This is a genomic window from Algoriphagus halophilus (assembly GCF_041729275.1).
GTDB classification, from domain to species: Bacteria; Bacteroidota; Bacteroidia; order Cytophagales; family Cyclobacteriaceae; genus Algoriphagus; species Algoriphagus halophilus_A.
Genome location: NZ_CP146486.1, coordinates 4,489,224 through 4,507,357, shown reverse-complemented (window position 1 = coordinate 4,507,357; position 18,134 = coordinate 4,489,224). Strand labels below are relative to the sequence as shown.

Sequence of the window (18,134 nt, the reverse complement as noted above, 5' to 3'; positions counted from 1 at the left end):
CCTTTTCAAAACCTACTCAAGCCTGTTATGAAAGCACCATGAACGCATTAAAAACTCAGGTATATGTAAAAGGCGTTTCTTGCTAATAAAACAAAAGGTTTAGGAATTATCCAATACCGCTTCTTTTGCTGCTAACAATTTGGAGGTCAGCTCCTCCAAGGTTGCAGGTGAAGTTTCTGGATTCGATTCTAATGATTCCAAGGCCATCTCCAAATATTCTATGGCGATAGAATAATCCCCACTAGCTAACAGGCATTCTCCCAGTGCTTGTTGGCTTTGGGCTATCTGGGGATGGCCTTTTGGATATCCTTCTTCCCTGATTTTTAACGCTTCTAAAAAGTAGTTTTTCGCCAGTTCATAATTTTTCTCCTGCATTTTTATCTTTCCCAACCCATTTAATGGAGAGGCTATTCTGGGATCTCCTTCCGGTAATAATTCTAGATAATGATCATGAGTTAACTGATAATTAATCGCTGCCTGATCAAATATCCCCGCTTCAAACTGAGCAGTTCCAAGGCTTCCTGTAAGTGCCCAAAAATAAAAATGGTTTTTCCCAACCAAAGAGTCTGTAATAACCAAAGTCTTATTATAAATAGGAATAGCATCCAAAGGTGATCCCATCCTTACTAGAGTCCGTGCATAATTAGCCATGCTTGCCATGGTTTCTACATGAAATTCCCCCAATATAGATTGACGCTGCTCAAGAGACTTTTCAATATAACCCAAGGCAATGGAATCTTGCTCCATAGATTGGTATAAGCTCCCTAGGTGATTATAGGTGTATGCAATTTCCAAATGCGGTTCATCGAACAATTCTTTCTTCATTTCAAGAGCTTGCAAAAGGTATTTCTCAGCTTTTGCATAGTCTCCTTTTTCCCTAGCATTTGCTCCTATCATATGTAGTTCAAAAGCCAATTCCACATGAGGTGATTCATATTCTCTTTTACTGATATCAAAAGCAGCTTGATAGGCAGAATCAGCTCGCTCAAATTCTCCAAAATCATACAATACATTCCCTAACTCCACTAAAGCATTTGACATATAGATACTTCGCAAATCACCGGCTTTTTTTAATCTAGCAATCGCATTCTCAGCGTATACCAAAGCTGAATCATAAACCCCTTTGACATAATACATGGCTGCCATTTGGGTTTCATTATCCGAAAGGGTTTCAGGAGAAATACCCGGTAAACTTAGGTTAATCTGCAAGGCCTTCTTGGACAACTCCTCCCCTTTTTGATAATCCCCTAAGTTAAAAAATGGGAGCCAAACGAGAAATCATGGAAGCATACAATTCAGGTTCATCGCCCAAATTTTTCTCCAGATTCTCATAGCCTTGATTCAATAATTGAATGGCTGTGATGGTATCAGCTCCCCCAATATTTGGATCGGCTGCCATAAACACATCCGATAGAAGGTCCGAGATTTGATTGGCTCTTTTTGCTTCTGATTGTGCAAAATTTCTTTCTTGACTCAACCGTATCGTGTAAAAAACACCACTACTGATTAAAAGCAAGGCAGCAACACCAATGGATACTACTGTATTTCTATTCCTTTTTAAATACTTCCCAGTTGCATAATTCCAACTTTTAGTTCGGGAGGAAATGGGGTAATCATATAAAAACGCCTGAAGGTCCCGCTTCATCACTTCTACCGAAGAAAACCTGTCTTCGGGGAGAAGTTGCGTTGCCTTTTCATAAATAGAATGAAGGTCAGAAATAAACCATCTTTTGGCATCCAGACCAGCATCAAAAAGTGCTGAATTCCCTTCTAGCTTGGCGGCTTTCAAAGCGACTGGCTCTTGGAAAAATTTTTGATAGGGGTGAATCCCACAGACCATTTCAAATAGGATAATTCCCAAAGAATAAATATCCGAGCTAACTCCAGCATTCTTCTTTTGAATCTGTTCTGGAGATGCATAAGCTAGCGTAAAACTACTTGCTGTCTCTTCTGAATCCTCCAAGATTCTGGAAACTCCAAAATCCAACAACTTCACCTGACTTTCCTCATTCACTATGATATTTTGAGGCTTTAAGTCCAAATGAACAATCAGGTTTTGATGTGCATATTGAACAGCTTTGCAGACTTGTAAAAACAGTTCCAATCTAGCTCTAAGACTCAATTTCCTTTCATCAATATATTCTAATAAAGATTTACCTGATACATATTCCATGGTGAAAAAAGGGCGTTCTGAATCAGTAAACCCACCATCATATAGCCTTGCAATGTTTGGGTGATTGAGTCTGGCAAGAATCTGTCGTTCTTTTTGAAAAAACTCTCTCATTCCTGAATCCATAATCAGCGGCCTCAGGATTTTGATTGCCACAGTCTGATCGAATTGACCATCATTTCTTTTTGCCAAAAAAACCGAGCCCATAGCCCCCGTTCCTATGATCGAATCAATACGAAATGCTCCCACATTTTCACCAAGGAGGTCTTGGTCATCGTCTAATTTGGAAAATATCTTCTGTGGTGACTCTGCGAAAATCCGATGACTGGATTGATCAGAATCAAGCAGGTCCAACAGGAGGGAATGCAGCTCCTTATCCTCTTGAAAAATGGTGGACAACAATTTTCTTTTCTCCTCTACAGTCGAATCCGTCAACTGATGAAAAAGTCTTTCTACTTCCTCCCACTTTCCCTTCATCATGGTCTAAAAAGTTTAATTCTTCAATTCATTGCTCAACCAAGCTTTTGCTAGCCTCCAGTCTCTTCTCACTGTATCAATAGATACTCCCATCATATCGGCTATTTCCTCATGTTTATATCCACCAAAAAGTGAAATTCAACCACCCGACAATGCCGGTGATTAATAGATTTTAATCTAGTCAATGCCTCATTGAGATGAAGTACCTCCTCAGGGGTTGTAATTACTGGGTTTGATATGGCTCCATACGTTAATTGGATTTGATCTCCTCCCCTTTTTAGCCGCTGTCTCTGTCTTGCATAATCGACTAAAAATCTACGCATAACGATCGCTGCAATTGCTAAAAAATGCCCTTTATCCTGAAAACCATTTTCGTGATTTTCCATTTTTAAATAGGCTTCATGCACCAATGCAGAAGTATCCAATGTATAGGCATGATGTTCAAACCTCAATTTATGATGGGCCAATTTACTTAGCTCCTCATAGCAACTCAGGAATTGATTTTTAATTAGTGTGTATTGTCCTTTTGGAGCAATAGAGGCGGAAGACTCCATAATCAATTACAAAATACTCAGTATGAATTATAAAAATACAGCTCTAAAATAAGCTATAGACTGAAAAGCTCCTAATCCTAAAGCCATATTATTCAGAGTATTACATGGCAAAATACGCATCCCTCCAGATTTTAAAGTCACCAATTAGCAAATGCTTCTTTCATTTAGCCTTCTATTTATCTATTTTCAAATCCAACCTGATACCTTATGAAAAAAATACTACTCCTTGCTGTATCCTTTATTTACTTTCAGAGTTTTGCCCAAGAATTAAAGAAAGCAGCGCTCAAAGATTTAACGGAGCAAAATTGGCAACATGGATTATCCTTATTGCAAGAAATTGTCAGTATGCCCAACGATGCATTTTATCCGGAGCAAATTGAGACAAACATTGCATGGAGTGAAAAGCAGTTTGGAGAAAGGGGCTGGACTACCGAACGACTTGCCACAGATGGAATTCCATTGCTACTGGTTGGAAAAAGTTCTCCAGGAGCTACCAAAACCATTCTTTTTTATTTCCATATGGATGGACAGGCTGTAGATAGAAGTAAATGGAATCAAGAGGATCCCTACTCTCCTGTGCTTAAATCTCAAAATGCTCATGGAGATTGGGAAATTATCCCCACCTCCAAGCTTCGACATGAGTATGATCCAAATTGGAGAATATTTGCCCGATCCACTTCGGATGACAAAGGACCAGTAGCCATGTTTCTTACCGCTTGGGATGGGTTGGCAAAAGAAAATATTGCGCCTGATTATAATGTAAAAATCATTTTGGACTTTGAAGAAGAACAAGGATCCCCAAAATTACCTGGAGCTGTTGTAAAATATAAAGAGAAATTAGCTGCGGATATGATGTTGATTTTAGATGGTCCAAGGCATATAAGCAATGAGCCTACATTAAGTTTTGGTGCGAGAGGTATTTCCGATTTGACTTTGACTACCTATGGACCAAAATTCCCACAACATAGCGGTCATTATGGGAATTATGCTCCGAATCCAGCCTTACTGCTTTCCCAATTATTAGCTTCGATGAAAGATGAAAATGGAAGAGTGTTGATCCCAGGCTATTACGATGGAATTGAATTGACAGCTGAAGAAAAAGAAATTCTATCGAAAGTTCCAGATGATGAAGAAGCCATCCAAAAAAGCTAGGAATAGGAAGAACTGACAACGTAGGACAAACTTATCAGGAAAGCATCCAATACCCTTCGCTGAATATCAGAGGATTAGCATCTGCATGGGTAGGAAATGAAGCTAGAACCATTGTTCCTGCAACTGCCGTCGCCGAGATTGATATTAGATTGGTTCCAGAGTCAGATCCAGAGCGATTGTTTGGATTGGTTAAAAACCACATCGAGGAACAAGGCTTCCATATCGTAACCAAAGATCCCAGTGATGAGGAAAGAATGAACTACCCAAAAATTGTCAAAGTTGATTTTTCAATATCCTACCAGGCATTCAGAACTCCTTTGGACTCTGAAGCAGGACAATGGCTCCGGGCTTCTATGAATCGGGCTTTTGGAAAAGAACCTGTTCAAATACGGATTTCTGGTGGTTCTATTCCAATTTCTCCTTTTGTGGATGCCTTAGGTATTCCCGCTGTAACCATTCCTACAGTGAATGCTGACAACAACCAACACAGTCCAAATGAAAATATCCGTCTAGGAAATTATAAAGAAGGAATCACCACAATCATGGCAATCCTAACCGAAAAAACCGTGGACTCCCTTCCAAAGAAGTGATGAAATATGGCCATCAATATTTAAATTGAAAATACAACAAATGTTCTGATCATGAACTGTACTATTTTTGTGGCAGGGGTTATTGTATTTTTTTCAATGGAAGGCCATGCTTATAGTCAAGAGCCCTCAACTAGAGATGAAGCCTTCAATTCACCCCATAACACTTCTATAAATGGCAATTCCAATAGGAATTCACTTGGAAAGGATTTACCAGGCCTCCAAAAGAAAAGGAATCGAGTAAAACGGACACGACTCCTGGATCCATTGGGGTAGTGGTTCAAGATGGGTTTATTGAGAAAATGAACAACTATCTTGTATTGAGGTTGAGTTTCGTCAATGATAACGAACGATTTTCCATTGATGCAGGCCCCACCGTCACGAACATATATCCAAATGGGAGCTCTAATTTAAGGCTTAACCTAAACTATTGATTTCTTTCAGCAGGTTTTAATTATATCCCAAGATTCATTTCCAGTAATGATGACGATATCCTAAAAGGCAAAACCACGGGGATTGGGTTTAATTTTAACCTCAATTTCACTCATTGGGTACAATCTTTTGCCTACACCAGAACCACTAGATATTATTTGGAAAACACCTCCGATTACGATCCCAATTGGCAAGAAGGAGATCCTTACATCCAATTCCCGAACTTACATTATAGGAGTATTCAGGGCGTTACGGGATATAATTTCAACCCACATTTTTCTACGAATGCTCTAATTTCGGGAACCGAACAGCAGCTTAAAAGCGCAGGCACTTTCTTACCTACTTTATTATACCGCTACTACATCGTGGACAACCGAGAAGAACTGACGGGCACTGCCTCCTCTCAAAAATCCAATAATCTTGAAATCATTGCCAATGCCGGTTATTATTACACCTATGTGTTTAATGAACAATTTTATGCATCTGCAGGTGCAGCATTAGGATATGGGCTACTTTCCTCTAAGGTTATTACTAGGACAGTTGATGAAAGATTTGAGGTGAGACAAAATAATGGAGTCTTCAAATGGGATGCCCGAGGAGCAATAGGATATAATGGAGAACGGTTTTTTCAGGATTCTACGTCACTGCAGAAAACAGGAGATTTAAACAACAGAATACTTCTGTCACCAATGCCAACTGGAGGTACATGCAGGTCCATGTGGGGTACCGATTATTTGCTCCCAAAAAACTGCGAGATACCGTAGATTCCCTGCCTATTTTAAATTAATTCAAGCCTTTTTAAAGCTGTACAAATAAGGGGCTTTGTGAGAGCCTCCGGTGTATAGTTTATCATGCCTTTGTAAGATACCAAGACTCAACATTTTGCGCTGGAAATTCGCTCTATTCAATTCTTCCCCTAAAATAGCTTCATAGACCTGTTGGAGCTCTTTCATTGTGAACTTATCTGGCAAGAGATTAAAGCTCAATAGCTTATGATCTAAATGAATTCTTAAATGCTCTAAGGCTTTTTCCACCAATTCCCGATGGTCCATCATCAATTCAGGTAATTGATCATAATCATACCAATCGATGGAATCAGAAAGGGCATCAGGAGTAGGGGTCACACTTTCATAATTGATCAAGGCATAATAACCAACTGTGATAAATCTTCCCAACATCCAATGGTCCTCCACCTGATGACCTTGCTCCTCCAAAATTCTACGCATGATTTCAGGCTTGAACCTTTGCATAGAGCCAAAGGTATGGAACTGTTCCAGGTAAATTTTATCTAAGCCAGTTCGCTCAGTAAGCCCCCTTTTTACAGCATCATCCAAAGGTTCATCCATTTTAACAAATCCTCCTGGAAGCGCATAGGTCTTCATATTATGGTATTCGAGAATAAGGATTTTCAGCTTTTCCCCTGAAAAGCCAAAAATGACGGAATCATAAGAAATGTGAGGGATGTATTCGTTGGTGGGTAATGACATGGGTTTTCTTTGAAAATCTAGGTTATCTATTGGATTTGTAAAAATAAGGAATTACCATTGTTTCACAACGATACAATAAACTCAATCCTATGAAATCTGCTTTCAAACTAGTTCAGATTTTTACGCTAGCACTTTTGGTTACTATTCCTTTCAAACTGAAAGCCCAAAACCTAAATGCATTTGCTGTGCAAACTAAAATAAAAAACGGAATTATAGAAGGGTCTTTTGATACCAAATCAGGGATTCAAAAATTCTTTGGTATCCCTTTCGCAAAACCACCAGTAGGCGAACTTCGATGGAAAGCCCCTCAGCCTCTTGACAATTGGTCAGGAATTAAAAAACCACCCAATTTGGACCCAGGGCAGTACAAGCTCCTGTATTTGGAGACATGGATTTTAAATCCGATGGTTTAAGCGAAGACTGTTTATACCTGAATGTGTGGACACCCGCTGATAGAAATACCAAAAACCTTCCGGTACTGGTTTATTTCTATGGAGGAGGCTATGTGGCTGGAGATGGCTCTGAACCTAGATACAATGGAGAAGCTATGGCCCAGAAGGGGATTGTGGTAGTCACAGTGAACTACCGATTGAACGTATTTGGCTTCTTGGCACATCCGGAACTAAGTGCTGAATCTCCTTACCAAGCATCCGGAAATTATGGACTCCTCGACCAAATGGCATCTTTGAAATGGGTTCAGGAAAATATTGAAGCATTCGGAGGGGATCCTAATCAAGTAACGATAGCAGGTGAATCTGCTGGATCTATCTCTGTAAGTTATCAAATGGCCTCCCCCTTTCCAAAGATTTAATCGATGGAGCCATTGGAGAAAGTGGAGCAGGAATTAATCCTACTTTGGCACCTGTTAGTTTAGCAGAAGCAGAACAAACTGGAGCTGAATTTGCTTCCAAAGCAGGGTATCAAAGCTTGGATGAATTACGAAATTTATCTACTAAAGAAGTGTATGAAATCTACAATGAATCCCAAAGATTTGGGTTCCCGGTAGTGCTTGATGGATATTTCTTACCTAATACTTTACCAGAAATATTTGAAGCTCAAGAACAGGCAATGGTTCCTTTGCTTGCCGGGTGGAACTCAGCAGAAATCCCCGGAATGGCTTTTATGAAAGGCAAACCCTATACCCCTGAAGCATTTATTGAAGTGGTAAAGCAAACTTACCCAAACGACCATGAAGAGGTTTTGAGGCTCCATCCGCATGGTGATATGAACGAAGTGGAATGGTCTGCTACACACTTGGCAGCAGATCGGTTTATTGCATACAGCACCTGGAAATGGTTAGACCTACATGCGAAAAATTCAAACCAACCGGTTTATAGGTATTTATATAGCAAACTTCGTCCACCTCTTAAGGACGCTAATTTATCACCTGGACTTGCGGGAGGAACAATCGAAGGGGGACCTAGGATGCCAGAACCTATCGGTGCTCCCCATGCCTGTGAAATTGAATATGCGATGGGTAACCTTCACTTGGTAGATGCGTATGCTTGGACAGCAGAGGACTACCAAGTATCTAAAACAATGATGGAATATTTTGCCAATTTCATTAAAACTGGAAATCCAAATGGAGAGGGACTTCCAACTTGGGATGTGGTAGTAGGTTCAGATGAAACCCCTGCCAGCATGATCATTGACGTGGAGGGTAAGCAAATAGAAGCACAAGATCAGGCGCGATATAAATTTCACGATAAATACTACGGAAACATTAACGATTAATCTATTCCCGTTTCCGAGTTGGGGAGTTCTAAAGACTCCCCTTTTATTTTTTAAAAACCTACCTTATTCCCTGCAATGACCATTTTGAGCGTTCCATAATCATATTTCCCATCAAAAAATGCTCTCAAATCACTCATGCTCTTTTGCTTTTCCAATTGGTCCCTGATTTCAGCTATGACATCTTGAGTTAGGCAATCCTCCAATTCTACCCTACCTGTTTCAATCCCATAAGCCAAATGACTTTTGATCGTAGATAGGGCTAATCCTCGTTCCTTAGAAATCTCCTGGATGGTTTTTCCTTCTTGAAAGAACTGGAAAGTCACCTCTTGAGAATCTCCTTTTTGCCTTTTGGGTTTTAAAGTCCCTTTCTTTTTACGGCCGGTTTTAGACTTTATATCTTTTATTTTATCTGCGGCATGCTCCTTGGCCATCAGGATAAATTGCCTTCTCAAGCTCAGCATCTCTTCTTCTAAATCCTCCATTCTTTCTGGAACACCTCCTCTTGAAATCACTTCAATCAACCTTCCTAGCTTACTGATTTCCAAGTATTTTCTTAACAAACTCTCTTCAATCGCCTCCAAGCCTTCCAAATACTTCTTAGTTCTGGAAAATTGCTCAGCCATTCCCATCTGAGAAATGATTTTTTCAAGGAATTAGCGATTAGGTTTCGGTAGTATTGACCTCCTTTTGAAATTCTTTCCTGGAGCTTTTCTGATTCTTTTTCCTGAAGTAAAAAGAGAAGCTGTCTCCTAAACTTTTCCGTATTTCCTACCTCTTTGGAAATGGTTTCAAAAACCTCGGGAACAGTTACTTGCATTTCAACATCCTCAAACTCCATACTGCTGTTTTGCTCTTTTTGGAAGCTTTCCAATTCCCTCAAAACAGGCACAAAATCAAAAGTTTGATCCACCAAACTCCCCAGGTAACGATATTGGTGCTGAAGCAACAAACCTGATAAGTCAGCTTGATTTCCGGCACTTTGAGAAAAGTTGACTACCTGGTGATCAGAATACACCAAGTTTGATTGGATTTTACTTCTTAACACCAAGCCTTCCAAGCTTCTTAGCCTGGATAGTGCCACATAAACCTGTCCAGGAGCAAAAGCTCTTCCTACATCAATGATAGCCTTGTCAAAGGTTAAGCCTTGGCTTTTATGAACAGTCACCGCCCAGGCCAATTTGATAGGGTATTGAGCGAATGTCCCCACCACCTCATCTTCCAATTCCTTGGTATCCGGATTGACCACGTATTTTTTATTTTCCCAAACTTCTTTCCTCAAGATGTATTCCTCATGGGTATCCTGCATTTCGACCAAAATCTCATTCTTTTTGAGATGTAGCACTTTGGCGATTTTACCATTGAAGTAGGATGCATTTCCAGAGCTGTCATTTTTCACGAACATGATCTGAGCTCCTTCCCTTAATTCAAGTTTTTGTGGAAGCGGAAATAAAGATTCGGGAAATCACCTTCCAGATCCGCCTCATAAAAACTGGAGGAACCGGTCAGATTCCCCATCTCTTTTTGATTGATTTGATCCGCTTTGTAATTATGGGTGGTGATGGTGATGTAATCCTCCAATTCACCGATTTCATCCGCTGTTTTATAATGTTTATTCAAAAGCTGAATATCTTCATGCGTCACCTGATTATCCCGTAAGTGGTTGAGCACATTGATAAACTGATCATCTTGTTGACGGAAAATCTTATCCAGTTCCAGGTATACCATCCCTGAATTCTGCAAGGCTTTGGCCTCAAAAAAATGCATGCTATTATAAAATCGATTGAGCACTTGCCATTCCTCATCTTTGACGATAGGAGGCAGTTGAAATAAGTCTCCGATCATTAATAGCTGGACTCCTCCAAAAGGCTCTTTAAAATTCCTTTTGACACTTTTCATCCTGTAATCGATGGCATCTAAGACATCTGCTCGAAGCATACTGACTTCATCGATCACCAATAGTTCCACTGCTTTTAATACACTTTTTCGGAGCTGATTCAAAGGGTGTCTTCTCCCTAAGGTATGCTGGGTATAGAATCCATATTGATCTGTAAAATTTCCCTCAGGTTCTCTCACAGGCAAAAAACTTCCTAATGGAAGCAAAAATTGTGAATGAATGGTCACTCCTTTGGCATGTAATGCAGCTATACCAGTTGGAGCCAAGATCACATGCCTTTTATGGGTACGCTTCGCCAGATCTCGTAAAAATGTGGTTTTCCCAGTTCCTGCCTTCCCTGTCAAGAATATCGGTGCATTGGTATTATTGACAAATTTTGCAGCAAACTCAAGTTTATCAGTGGACTGACTATTCATATAACTAAAATAATAAAAATGATGATTGGTGAAATAAGCCCGATTTTCTCTTTCTTCAAAATTTCCTTTTTAATTTCAGCCCACAATCTTTCAAGCAATGTATATACACCCTATTAATCGTTGGGAAAACGAGGAGGAAATAAGTTACCTAATCCAGCAGAATCCCTTTGCAACATTGGTATCCAAAGTAGATGGAAGACCATGGGCAACCCACCTCCCATTACTTTTAAGCAAAGACAAAAACGGAGATGCGGTCTTATCTGGACATGTGGCAAAAGCCAATCAACAATGGAAGCATTTGGGGGAAGAGGAAGTATTGGTTCTATTCCAAGGTCCACATGCCTACATATCCTCTTCCTGGTACAATCACGAAAATGTGCCTACATGGAATTATTTGGCTGTACACATCTATGGGAGTATCCGGATTATCGAGGGGGATGAGTTGATGGAACACCTCAAATCTCTCGTCCATACTTTTGAGGCAGGAAGGCCCAATCGAGTTAGCGTCGAAGGCATGAGCGAAAAATACCTCAACAGTCAATTGAAAGGGTTAATTGGGATAGAAATAAAAATCAATGAGGTACAAGCCAGTGCAAAACTTTCTCAAAATAGAGATGAAACCAATTACCAAAATATCATTAATCATCTAGAGGATAGTCAGTACACCTTAGATCAGGAGGTCGCAAAAGAGATGGTCAAACGAAAGAAAAAATAACAGGTATTCATTAAGCTAACCCTCCTCACCTTGCCTAATTAAGAAGCCTCAAAACCTGCTCAAACCAGAGCAGGTAGGATACCAAAAAACACCAAGGAGGAGGCCTCTTTATTTTTCCTCCCGCCTATAAATGTTCTGGCGATGCCGACTGGAACTATTTCTATCAATCCTTCCTTGGAGGATTCCCATATCAAATTAAAAGGACCTCTGTACACGTTTCTACTGGTACTATATCTGGCTGTTTTATAATTATTGGAGTTAGGAATATTTTCCTTTGAAGTAAATAAGTTGGCGGCTGAATTAATCAAAGTATTCAAGCCTTTTTTGGAATCATCGTCAGGAATCATTGCCAATTTCAACTCCCTATAATCGAAAGCAAGCGTATTTCTGGATGAATATTTCTGGGCATCCATGGTCAATCTTAACCCTAAAAGAATTCCAGAATCAACTTTGAATTTACCCATCTTGGCAAATAGCTCGTTGATAACTGGAAGATTAAATCCACTTATTGTTGCATCTAATTGAAACACGTCATTTCCATAGGGAACCTGAATGTTCATTTCCACATCAGCATGCCCTCTTAACTTAGCCCTGGAATTCAATGTCATGGTTTTACCTTGCTGTAATGAATCGGTAGTCAGCACGTTGTATAATTCGGCCGAAACATTTTCAAAAGACAAATCAGCCGGTTCGGTATTCCCTCCCCGATTTCTTGGTAAGAGATCTTGGAGTTTTGAATTCTGATCGTATCTAGTCTCAAAGGAAAGGGAATCTTCTCAATGATCCCTTCAAACATGGGCTTAACGGGTTCAGATGGCCTGGGCTTGTTTTTATCCCTAAGATCTATGAGTTCCAAACTGTCAATCGTCGCCAGCCCAGCAATCAGAGACAAATCCCCATAGATACTGCTCTTCGTATCAATATGAGTCAATTTTAATTCTTTTACTTCAAATTCAATCAAGTCCTTTTGAATGTCGGTTTGACTCAAAGCACCAAGCAAACCCGAATTATAGGTGAATCCAATCCCTTTAAAAACCATCGAATTTTCCTGTGAATGATAAGTTAGCTCCTCCACTTTTAGAAGTTGATCTGAGTTCACTGCGTATTGAATATTCTTAAGATTGGCTACGAGGCTTTCCAACGTGAATGGAATATCTTTTTTGATCAAAGCTGAATCAGATTGTAGATCTTTGATTTCTAAATTTAAATCGGTGAATTGCCCAACTCTAACCAAGCTATCCACATCCCTAAAAAATTCAGCATTGCCATTTTCAAGAATAAAATCCTTGATCTCCCCCTAGAAATAATGTCCTGAAACAATAATTGGAAAGCCATAGAACTCTCTTGGGCAGTTCCTTTTTTGTTTTTCTGAATCAATCGCAAGGAAGGCTCCTTAATTTTCAATTCCGAAATTTCTAGCTTTTTGTCAAAAATCACTTTCATCAAGTCCACTCCTGACATGGAAATATCTCTTAAGGAACCACTCACCTCTGTATTTACGGAATCTTTTAGAGGAACCAGTCTGATCCCATGCAAATCAACCTTACTTTGCAATAAATGGATATTGATATTTTCAATCAGTAAATCATAATCCCTATCCTCTTGTTCATTGAGGATTTCGGGAATTCTCTGGGAAAGCCAATTTTCCAATAAATGCGTTCCTGCTATACCTATTACAACAAGCAAAATAAGTGCTATCCCGAGTTTTCTCATTTAACTAACTTTATCCTGAATATAGTTGATTCTACAGGATATTTCTCTTATTGAATTCAATCAATTGATAAATACAAAATCAAGCCTCTTATATTATCAAAGCCTATTCTCAACCAGAATGGAATTCGATGAAAAATCAATTTCATCCTTTAAAATCAACCTTTCACCAAGGAAACTGGAGAATTTGATGTATTCCTTTTTACCTTTCAATTGAAAACCCAACCCTACATGAATTAATGAAAACTTTTTCTTTCTGCTTTCTTTTTGTCTGCTAAGCGGTGGTCTTGTTGCTCAGGACAAAAATGAACTAGTAAAAATTCTAACCTACAATATTTACCATGGTGAAAACCCTTTTAATCCAGGGCAACCTAACCTGGATGAAATTGCGGCATTGATCAAAGAACTTAACCCAGATATGGTAGCCATGCAGGAAGTGGACAGTATGACTACCCGAACCGCAAAAGTTTATGGCACGAAAGTAGATTTAGTACAGCAACTGGCGGAGTTAACTGGGTACCATGGCTATTTTGCAAAAGCAATGGATTTTGCAGAAGGGGCTATGGAGAAGGCTTGCTGATTAAAAATCCGGCTACTTTTGAAACTCAAAACTTGTCCATACCAGAAGGGGCGAACCCAGAGCCGCGGCATGGGCTATCATTACCTTAGACTCCGGAACTAAAATCGCATTTGCCGGCACCCACTTATGCCACCAATTTGAAAAAAACAGAATTGCCCAAGTTACGGAAGTGAGCAAAAAAGCTAAAAAAGAAAGCCTACCAACAATTTGGGTAGGAGATTTAAATTTTACACCTACTTCCGAAGAATATCGAAGTATCAAAGGAAATTGGAAAGACGCGGGTGCATTGCCTACCCCTATTCCCCCACCTATGGATCCAAGGAAGATGGAGCGAGAATAGACTATGTATGGTATAACTCGAGCAAATTTTCACTTTTATCCTACGAGGTATTGAATGTTCCTCATTCGGATCATTATCCAGTACTTGTCACATTACAACTGAAATAATATGAAAAAATCTATCAGCTTGGCACTGAGTTGCCTTACTCTTTTTGCCTGTAGTTCAGGCACCCAATCTTCAGTGGAAGAAGAAACTCCAAAACTTGAGTGGAGAGAGTTATTCAATGGAAAGGACCTGGACAATTGGATGATCAAAATCAGCAAGCATGAGTTGAATGACAACTTTGCCAATACATTTCGGGTAGAAGACGGAATGATGCAGGTACGCTATGATGGATACGATCAATTCGACCGGCAATATGGCCATATCTTCTATGATGAATCTTTCTCCAATTATGTCCTTCAAGTCCAATACCGATTTGTGGGAGAGCAAGCAACAGGAGGAGAAGGTTGGGCATGGAGGAACAGTGGAGCAATGCTGCACGGACAGGACCCCAGAACCATGCTGGTAGACCAAGACTTCCCTATTTCAATAGAAGCTCAATTTTTAGGAGGGAACGGGACAGATGAACGAAGCACCTGTAATCTCTGTACTCCTGGAACCAATGTAGTTTTGGCAGATTCGCTTTTCACGCCACATTGTATTAATTCCTCTTCAAAAACCTATGCAGGAGACCAATGGGTAACGGCCAACTTTATTGTGTTGAACGATTCTGTGGTTCACCATATGGTAGGGATGGATACGGTTTTCAGTTACAATAAACCCCAAATCGGCGGTGGCAATGTCTCACCTGTTGACCCTGCGGTAAAAATTGATGGACAGATGATCAAAGAAGGTTACATTTCTCTTCAAAGTGAAAGTCATCCCATTGATTTTAGAAAAGTATCCATTGTAGAATTAGATGAGTTGATAGGAAAAGATGAGCAATTAAATCAAGCCGTAATCAACCTACTTTCTGCTTCCAAAGAATAATTACCATCCTAAATGACGATAAAAAGACGTGACTTTATCAAGGCTGTCCCAGCTCTTGGTGCAGCCATAGGCCTTTCAAATCAGGTGAAAGGCCAATCAAACAGAATTCCCCTGGCATCCGACAGGAAAGTCTGGGCAGATTTATTATATAAAATATCCCATCCGGTTTTAGATGCCATGTCCCAAGGAAAGCTTACAGCATCCATGCCTGTGGAAATCCCTAAGGATGCCTACGGCGATCGGGACACAGTCACTTACTTAGAAGCCATAGGAAGGCTGCTTGCTGGCTTGGCTCCTTGGTTAGCGTTGGAGGAAATCGGTGGTGAGGAAGCTCAAATACAACAGGAATTGAGAGAAAAAGCCCTGCTGAGCATCAAACATGCAGTAGATCCGGATTCTCCTGATTACATCAATTGGACCAAAGGTGCTCAGCCCTTAGTAGATGGGGCATTTTTAGTCCATGGAATCATGCGCGCTCCAAAGCAACTTTGGGAGCCTTTGGAAGCGGAGACCAAGGCACGGTTGATCAAGGAGCTTCATGCTCAAAAGCTGGCCATCAAGCCATTCTATAATAATTGGATTCTTTTTGGTGCCATGATTGATGCCTTTTTGTTTTCTGTTGGAGAACAAGGGGATTTGATGAGAATGGATTTCGCCATTAAAAAACACATGGAATGGTACCTTGGAGACGGATGGTACGGAGATGGACCTAATTTCCACCTAGACTATTACAATTCCTACGTCATACAACCCATGCTCATCCAAGTATTAGAAGTAGCTGTAACCAAACAAAAAGCCTACGAGGCTGATTTGAAAGAAGCTAAAACACGAATGCAACGATTTGGGAGACAACTGGAATTGATGATCTCTCCGGAAGGAACGTACCCAGCTATTGGAAGATCTATTTGTTACAGATCTGGTGCATTCCAGCCTTTGGCAGAATTGGCCCTGAAGGAAATGCTTCCTGAAGAACTGAGCAACGGGCAGGTAAGAGCTGCTTTGACCCATGTATATACCCGGCTTTTTCGCCAAAGGGTACGTTTGATTCAAACAATTGGCTGCAATTGGGATTAGCAGGACACCAACCGGGCCTTGCAGAGCCCTATATCAGTACAGGTAGTTTATACCTTTGTTCACTTGGATTCCTACCCTTAGGTCTTCCTGCAAGTCATCCTTTCTGGACAGACCCAGCAGAGGACTGGACCAATAAAAAAATTTGGAAGGGAGAGGATCAAAAGAGAGACCATGCAATCTAACAACTGAACAGGGAAGAGGCCCTAGTTCGACTCCATACCATCATACAGGTTACTCAAAAGAAAAAATCACTCTTTTCCTTCGAACATTAAAAAAGCCCGATAAGTACTTATCGGGCTTCCAATTTTTATCCTCTTAATGTAATTGGCACTGGCTTGTTGGTTTTCCAACTTCCTCCAGTAAAGTCAGGCACATCAATGGAGTTAGAGCGATTGGCCACAGACCATTCACTCAATGGAGAAATACTACTCCAAAGCGCTGCATCATATACATCCTGATCCAAGGGCAAACCATTTCTCAAGCAGTCAATCAATCTCCAGTCCATGATGAAATCCATTCCTCCATGACCTCCAACTTGCTTGGCCAACTCTCCTACTTTTTGTACAATTTCCGGAGTGTATTTTGTTTCCAAATCTTTATACTCCTCATCATTCAACCAACCATGCCCTCTTGATACTTTAGGACTTGGGTATTTCTGTGCATAGCCTTCGGTACCAGATATGACATGAAGTCTTGAATAAGGTCTTGGACTGGTCACATCATGCTGAATCATGATGGTCTTTCCATTTTTGTCTTCACAACCGAGGTATTCATATTCCCTCTATAGCTTTTGGTAGCAAAATCAGAGAAGAAATTATCTTGGGCAGCCAATTCTTCCGCTTTCTCTTTCATCATAAAATCATTAGATGAAACAGAAGTTAAATAATCCATCTGATCACCCCGATTGATATTCAGGATTTGGCAAATAGGACCTAAACCATGGGTAGGGTATAAATTTCCATCTCGGTAATTTTCTTTCAATCTCCACATACCTTGGTATCCATTCTTATCGAAGTTAAGCGCAAGCAAATCATGGATATAGGCACCTTCTACGTGTAAAACCTCTCCGAAGTACCCTTCTCTTGCCATTTTCAAGGTCATTAATTCAAAGAAGTCATAGCAACAGTTTTCTAATTGCATACAGTGCTTTTTGGTACGCTCAGAAGTCTCCACCAATTGCCAGCATTCATCTAAAGTTCTTGCAATAGGCACCTCACAAGCCGCATGTTTGCCCGCTTCCATGGCATAAACAGCCATTGGAGTATGCCATTCCCACGGAGTAGCAATGTAAATCAAATCCAAATCCGGACGATCAAACATTTCTTTCCAGGAATAGACTTTCCCGGAATAACCATCTGGGTTATGAGATGTATCTTTTAATTGCTCCTTGGCCTTCTCCACTCTTTCTGGCATCAAGTCGCATAGGGCTTTAATTTCGACGCCTTCAATTTTACTCAAACGATTTACAGCACCAGGGCCTCTCATTCCCAAACCAACAATCCCTACTCTTACAGTCTCAATTTTAGGTGCAGCGTATCCAGACATATTGAATTTCTGAGCTCTTCCAGCATATTTTTGAATTTGTCCTGGCAGCTCATTGATGTTAGTTTCTGCAAAAGCAGATCCGGCTCCGATTAATCCTAAGCCTGCAAGACCAGAAGCTTTTAGGAATTCTCTTCGTTTGTTATTCTTCATGAATTGGTATTTTTTGGATTCAAATTTCAATAGTATGGTAAATATTGAAATTTTCAACTTTAAATTCTTTCAGACGGTGAATTTACATCATAAAAAAACCAGAATCTATTCATTCTGGTTTTAATATTTTTAGTATTTCTAAACA

Annotated in this window: 16 protein-coding genes and 5 pseudogenes; 10 read left to right on the top strand and 11 right to left on the bottom strand. The window is 40.1% G+C overall.

What is annotated here, in order from left to right:
* Window positions 1–99: 99 nt before the first annotated feature.
* From V8V91_RS24200 to V8V91_RS24190, 3 genes and pseudogenes are all read right to left on the bottom strand, one after another.
* Window positions 100–1,224 carry a tetratricopeptide repeat protein gene (locus V8V91_RS24200; RefSeq protein ID WP_373397623.1) on the bottom strand — a complete coding sequence of 375 codons (1,125 nt, stop codon included), beginning with the start codon at window positions 1,222–1,224 and terminating at the stop codon, window positions 100–102.
* A 28-nt stretch (window positions 1,225–1,252) separates the two neighbouring features.
* A complete protein-coding gene (locus tag V8V91_RS24195) occupies window positions 1,253–2,650 on the bottom strand; it encodes a serine/threonine protein kinase (RefSeq protein ID WP_373397622.1) in 1,398 nt (465 codons plus the stop codon).
* A 12-nt stretch (window positions 2,651–2,662) separates the two neighbouring features.
* Window positions 2,663–3,201: pseudogene (locus V8V91_RS24190) on the bottom strand (ECF-type sigma factor).
* Between the two features lie 207 nt (window positions 3,202–3,408).
* On the opposite strand from V8V91_RS24190, the gene V8V91_RS24185 reads away from it, so the two are divergent.
* The 3 genes and pseudogenes from V8V91_RS24185 to V8V91_RS24175 form a co-directional block, all read left to right on the top strand.
* Window positions 3,409–4,353: a M20/M25/M40 family metallo-hydrolase gene (locus tag V8V91_RS24185; RefSeq protein ID WP_373397621.1), complete on the top strand. Its 945-nt coding sequence runs from the start codon at window positions 3,409–3,411 to the stop codon at window positions 4,351–4,353.
* 2 nt (window positions 4,354–4,355) lie between these two features.
* A complete protein-coding gene (locus V8V91_RS24180; RefSeq protein WP_373400802.1) occupies window positions 4,356–4,943 on the top strand; it encodes a M20/M25/M40 family metallo-hydrolase in 588 nt (195 codons plus the stop codon).
* 446 nt (window positions 4,944–5,389) lie between these two features.
* A pseudogene (locus V8V91_RS24175) lies at window positions 5,390–6,136 on the top strand (DUF4421 family protein); the annotation flags it as partial.
* 24 nt (window positions 6,137–6,160) lie between these two features.
* On the opposite strand, the gene V8V91_RS24170 reads toward V8V91_RS24175, so the two are convergent.
* The gene (locus tag V8V91_RS24170) at window positions 6,161–6,859 is read right to left on the bottom strand and encodes an NUDIX domain-containing protein (RefSeq protein ID WP_373397620.1); all 699 of its coding nucleotides are present in this window, start codon (window positions 6,857–6,859) and stop codon (window positions 6,161–6,163) included.
* Between the two features lie 89 nt (window positions 6,860–6,948).
* Between V8V91_RS24170 and V8V91_RS24165 the strand changes: the two are divergent.
* Window positions 6,949–8,593: pseudogene (locus tag V8V91_RS24165) on the top strand (carboxylesterase/lipase family protein).
* 50 nt (window positions 8,594–8,643) lie between these two features.
* On the opposite strand, the gene V8V91_RS24160 reads toward V8V91_RS24165, so the two are convergent.
* The 3 genes from V8V91_RS24160 to V8V91_RS24150 are packed head-to-tail and all read right to left on the bottom strand — an operon-like array spanning window position 8,644 to window position 10,903.
* Window positions 8,644–9,183, bottom strand: a complete 540-nt coding sequence (locus V8V91_RS24160; protein WP_373397619.1) for a helix-turn-helix domain-containing protein — start codon at window positions 9,181–9,183, stop codon at window positions 8,644–8,646.
* The gene (locus V8V91_RS24155; protein ID WP_373397618.1) at window positions 9,147–9,995 is read right to left on the bottom strand and encodes a hypothetical protein; all 849 of its coding nucleotides are present in this window, start codon (window positions 9,993–9,995) and stop codon (window positions 9,147–9,149) included. The genes V8V91_RS24160 and V8V91_RS24155 overlap by 37 nt, the downstream gene beginning before the upstream one ends.
* Window positions 9,996–10,012: 17 nt before the next feature.
* Window positions 10,013–10,903 carry an AAA family ATPase gene (locus tag V8V91_RS24150; protein WP_373397616.1) on the bottom strand — a complete coding sequence of 297 codons (891 nt, stop codon included), beginning with the start codon at window positions 10,901–10,903 and terminating at the stop codon, window positions 10,013–10,015.
* Between the two features lie 97 nt (window positions 10,904–11,000).
* Between V8V91_RS24150 and V8V91_RS24145 the strand changes: the two genes are divergently transcribed.
* Window positions 11,001–11,618 carry an FMN-binding negative transcriptional regulator gene (locus V8V91_RS24145; protein WP_373397615.1) on the top strand — a complete coding sequence of 206 codons (618 nt, stop codon included), beginning with the start codon at window positions 11,001–11,003 and terminating at the stop codon, window positions 11,616–11,618.
* 59 nt (window positions 11,619–11,677) lie between these two features.
* Here the strand turns inward: V8V91_RS24145 and V8V91_RS24140 are convergent, their stop codons facing one another.
* From V8V91_RS24140 to V8V91_RS24130, 3 genes are read right to left on the bottom strand one after another with little or no spacing between them, the layout of a single operon-like run.
* On the bottom strand, window positions 11,678–12,226 hold the full coding sequence (locus V8V91_RS24140; protein ID WP_373397614.1) for a hypothetical protein: 549 nt from the start codon (window positions 12,224–12,226) through the stop codon (window positions 11,678–11,680).
* Window positions 12,227–12,255: 29 nt separating this feature from the next.
* Window positions 12,256–12,861 carry a hypothetical protein gene (locus tag V8V91_RS24135; protein WP_373397613.1) on the bottom strand — a complete coding sequence of 202 codons (606 nt, stop codon included), beginning with the start codon at window positions 12,859–12,861 and terminating at the stop codon, window positions 12,256–12,258.
* A complete protein-coding gene (locus V8V91_RS24130; RefSeq protein ID WP_373397612.1) occupies window positions 12,822–13,331 on the bottom strand; it encodes a hypothetical protein in 510 nt (169 codons plus the stop codon). Before V8V91_RS24130 ends, V8V91_RS24135 begins: the two co-directional genes overlap by 40 nt.
* Window positions 13,332–13,563: 232 nt before the next feature.
* Between V8V91_RS24130 and V8V91_RS24125 the strand changes: the two genes are divergently transcribed.
* The 5 genes and pseudogenes from V8V91_RS24125 (at window position 13,564) to V8V91_RS24105 (ending at window position 16,476) form a co-directional block, all read left to right on the top strand.
* Window positions 13,564–13,908 carry an endonuclease/exonuclease/phosphatase family protein gene (locus tag V8V91_RS24125; protein ID WP_373400800.1) on the top strand — a complete coding sequence of 115 codons (345 nt, stop codon included), beginning with the start codon at window positions 13,564–13,566 and terminating at the stop codon, window positions 13,906–13,908.
* 169 nt (window positions 13,909–14,077) lie between these two features.
* Window positions 14,078–14,248: a hypothetical protein gene (locus V8V91_RS24120; RefSeq protein WP_373400863.1), complete on the top strand. Its 171-nt coding sequence runs from the start codon at window positions 14,078–14,080 to the stop codon at window positions 14,246–14,248.
* Complete coding sequence (locus tag V8V91_RS24115; protein ID WP_373397610.1) at window positions 14,176–14,355, top strand: endonuclease/exonuclease/phosphatase family protein; 180 nt, start codon at window positions 14,176–14,178, stop codon at window positions 14,353–14,355. The genes V8V91_RS24120 and V8V91_RS24115 overlap by 73 nt, the downstream gene beginning before the upstream one ends.
* A 1-nt stretch (window position 14,356) precedes the next feature.
* Window positions 14,357–15,220 (top strand): DUF1080 domain-containing protein, encoded by an 864-nt coding sequence (locus tag V8V91_RS24110; RefSeq protein WP_373397609.1) that lies wholly within the window; start codon window positions 14,357–14,359, stop codon window positions 15,218–15,220.
* A 12-nt stretch (window positions 15,221–15,232) separates the two neighbouring features.
* A pseudogene (locus V8V91_RS24105) lies at window positions 15,233–16,476 on the top strand (DUF2264 domain-containing protein).
* Window positions 16,477–16,601: 125 nt separating this feature from the next.
* On the opposite strand, the pseudogene V8V91_RS24100 reads toward V8V91_RS24105, so the two are convergent.
* Window positions 16,602–17,989, bottom strand: a pseudogene (locus tag V8V91_RS24100) (Gfo/Idh/MocA family protein).
* Window positions 17,990–18,134: the final 145 nt, after the last annotated feature.

Bases quoted from the DNA above. Each gene is read 5' to 3' on its own strand.
- V8V91_RS24195 (WP_373397622.1), bottom strand. From the start codon at position 2,650: ATGATGAAGGGAAAGTGGGAGGAAGTAGAAAGACTTTTTCATCAGTTG.
- V8V91_RS24185 (WP_373397621.1), top strand. From the start codon at position 3,409: ATGAAAAAAATACTACTCCTTGCTGTATCCTTTATTTACTTTCAGAGT.
- V8V91_RS24170 (WP_373397620.1), bottom strand. From the start codon at position 6,859: ATGTCATTACCCACCAACGAATACATCCCTCACATTTCTTATGATTCC.
- V8V91_RS24155 (WP_373397618.1), bottom strand. From the start codon at position 9,995: ATGTTCGTGAAAAATGACAGCTCTGGAAATGCATCCTACTTCAATGGT.
- V8V91_RS24150 (WP_373397616.1), bottom strand. From the start codon at position 10,903: ATGAATAGTCAGTCCACTGATAAACTTGAGTTTGCTGCAAAATTTGTC.
- V8V91_RS24145 (WP_373397615.1), top strand. From the start codon at position 11,001: ATGTATATACACCCTATTAATCGTTGGGAAAACGAGGAGGAAATAAGT.
- V8V91_RS24140 (WP_373397614.1), bottom strand. From the start codon at position 12,226: ATGACATTGAATTCCAGGGCTAAGTTAAGAGGGCATGCTGATGTGGAA.
- V8V91_RS24130 (WP_373397612.1), bottom strand. From the start codon at position 13,331: ATGAGAAAACTCGGGATAGCACTTATTTTGCTTGTTGTAATAGGTATA.
- V8V91_RS24110 (WP_373397609.1), top strand. From the start codon at position 14,357: ATGAAAAAATCTATCAGCTTGGCACTGAGTTGCCTTACTCTTTTTGCC.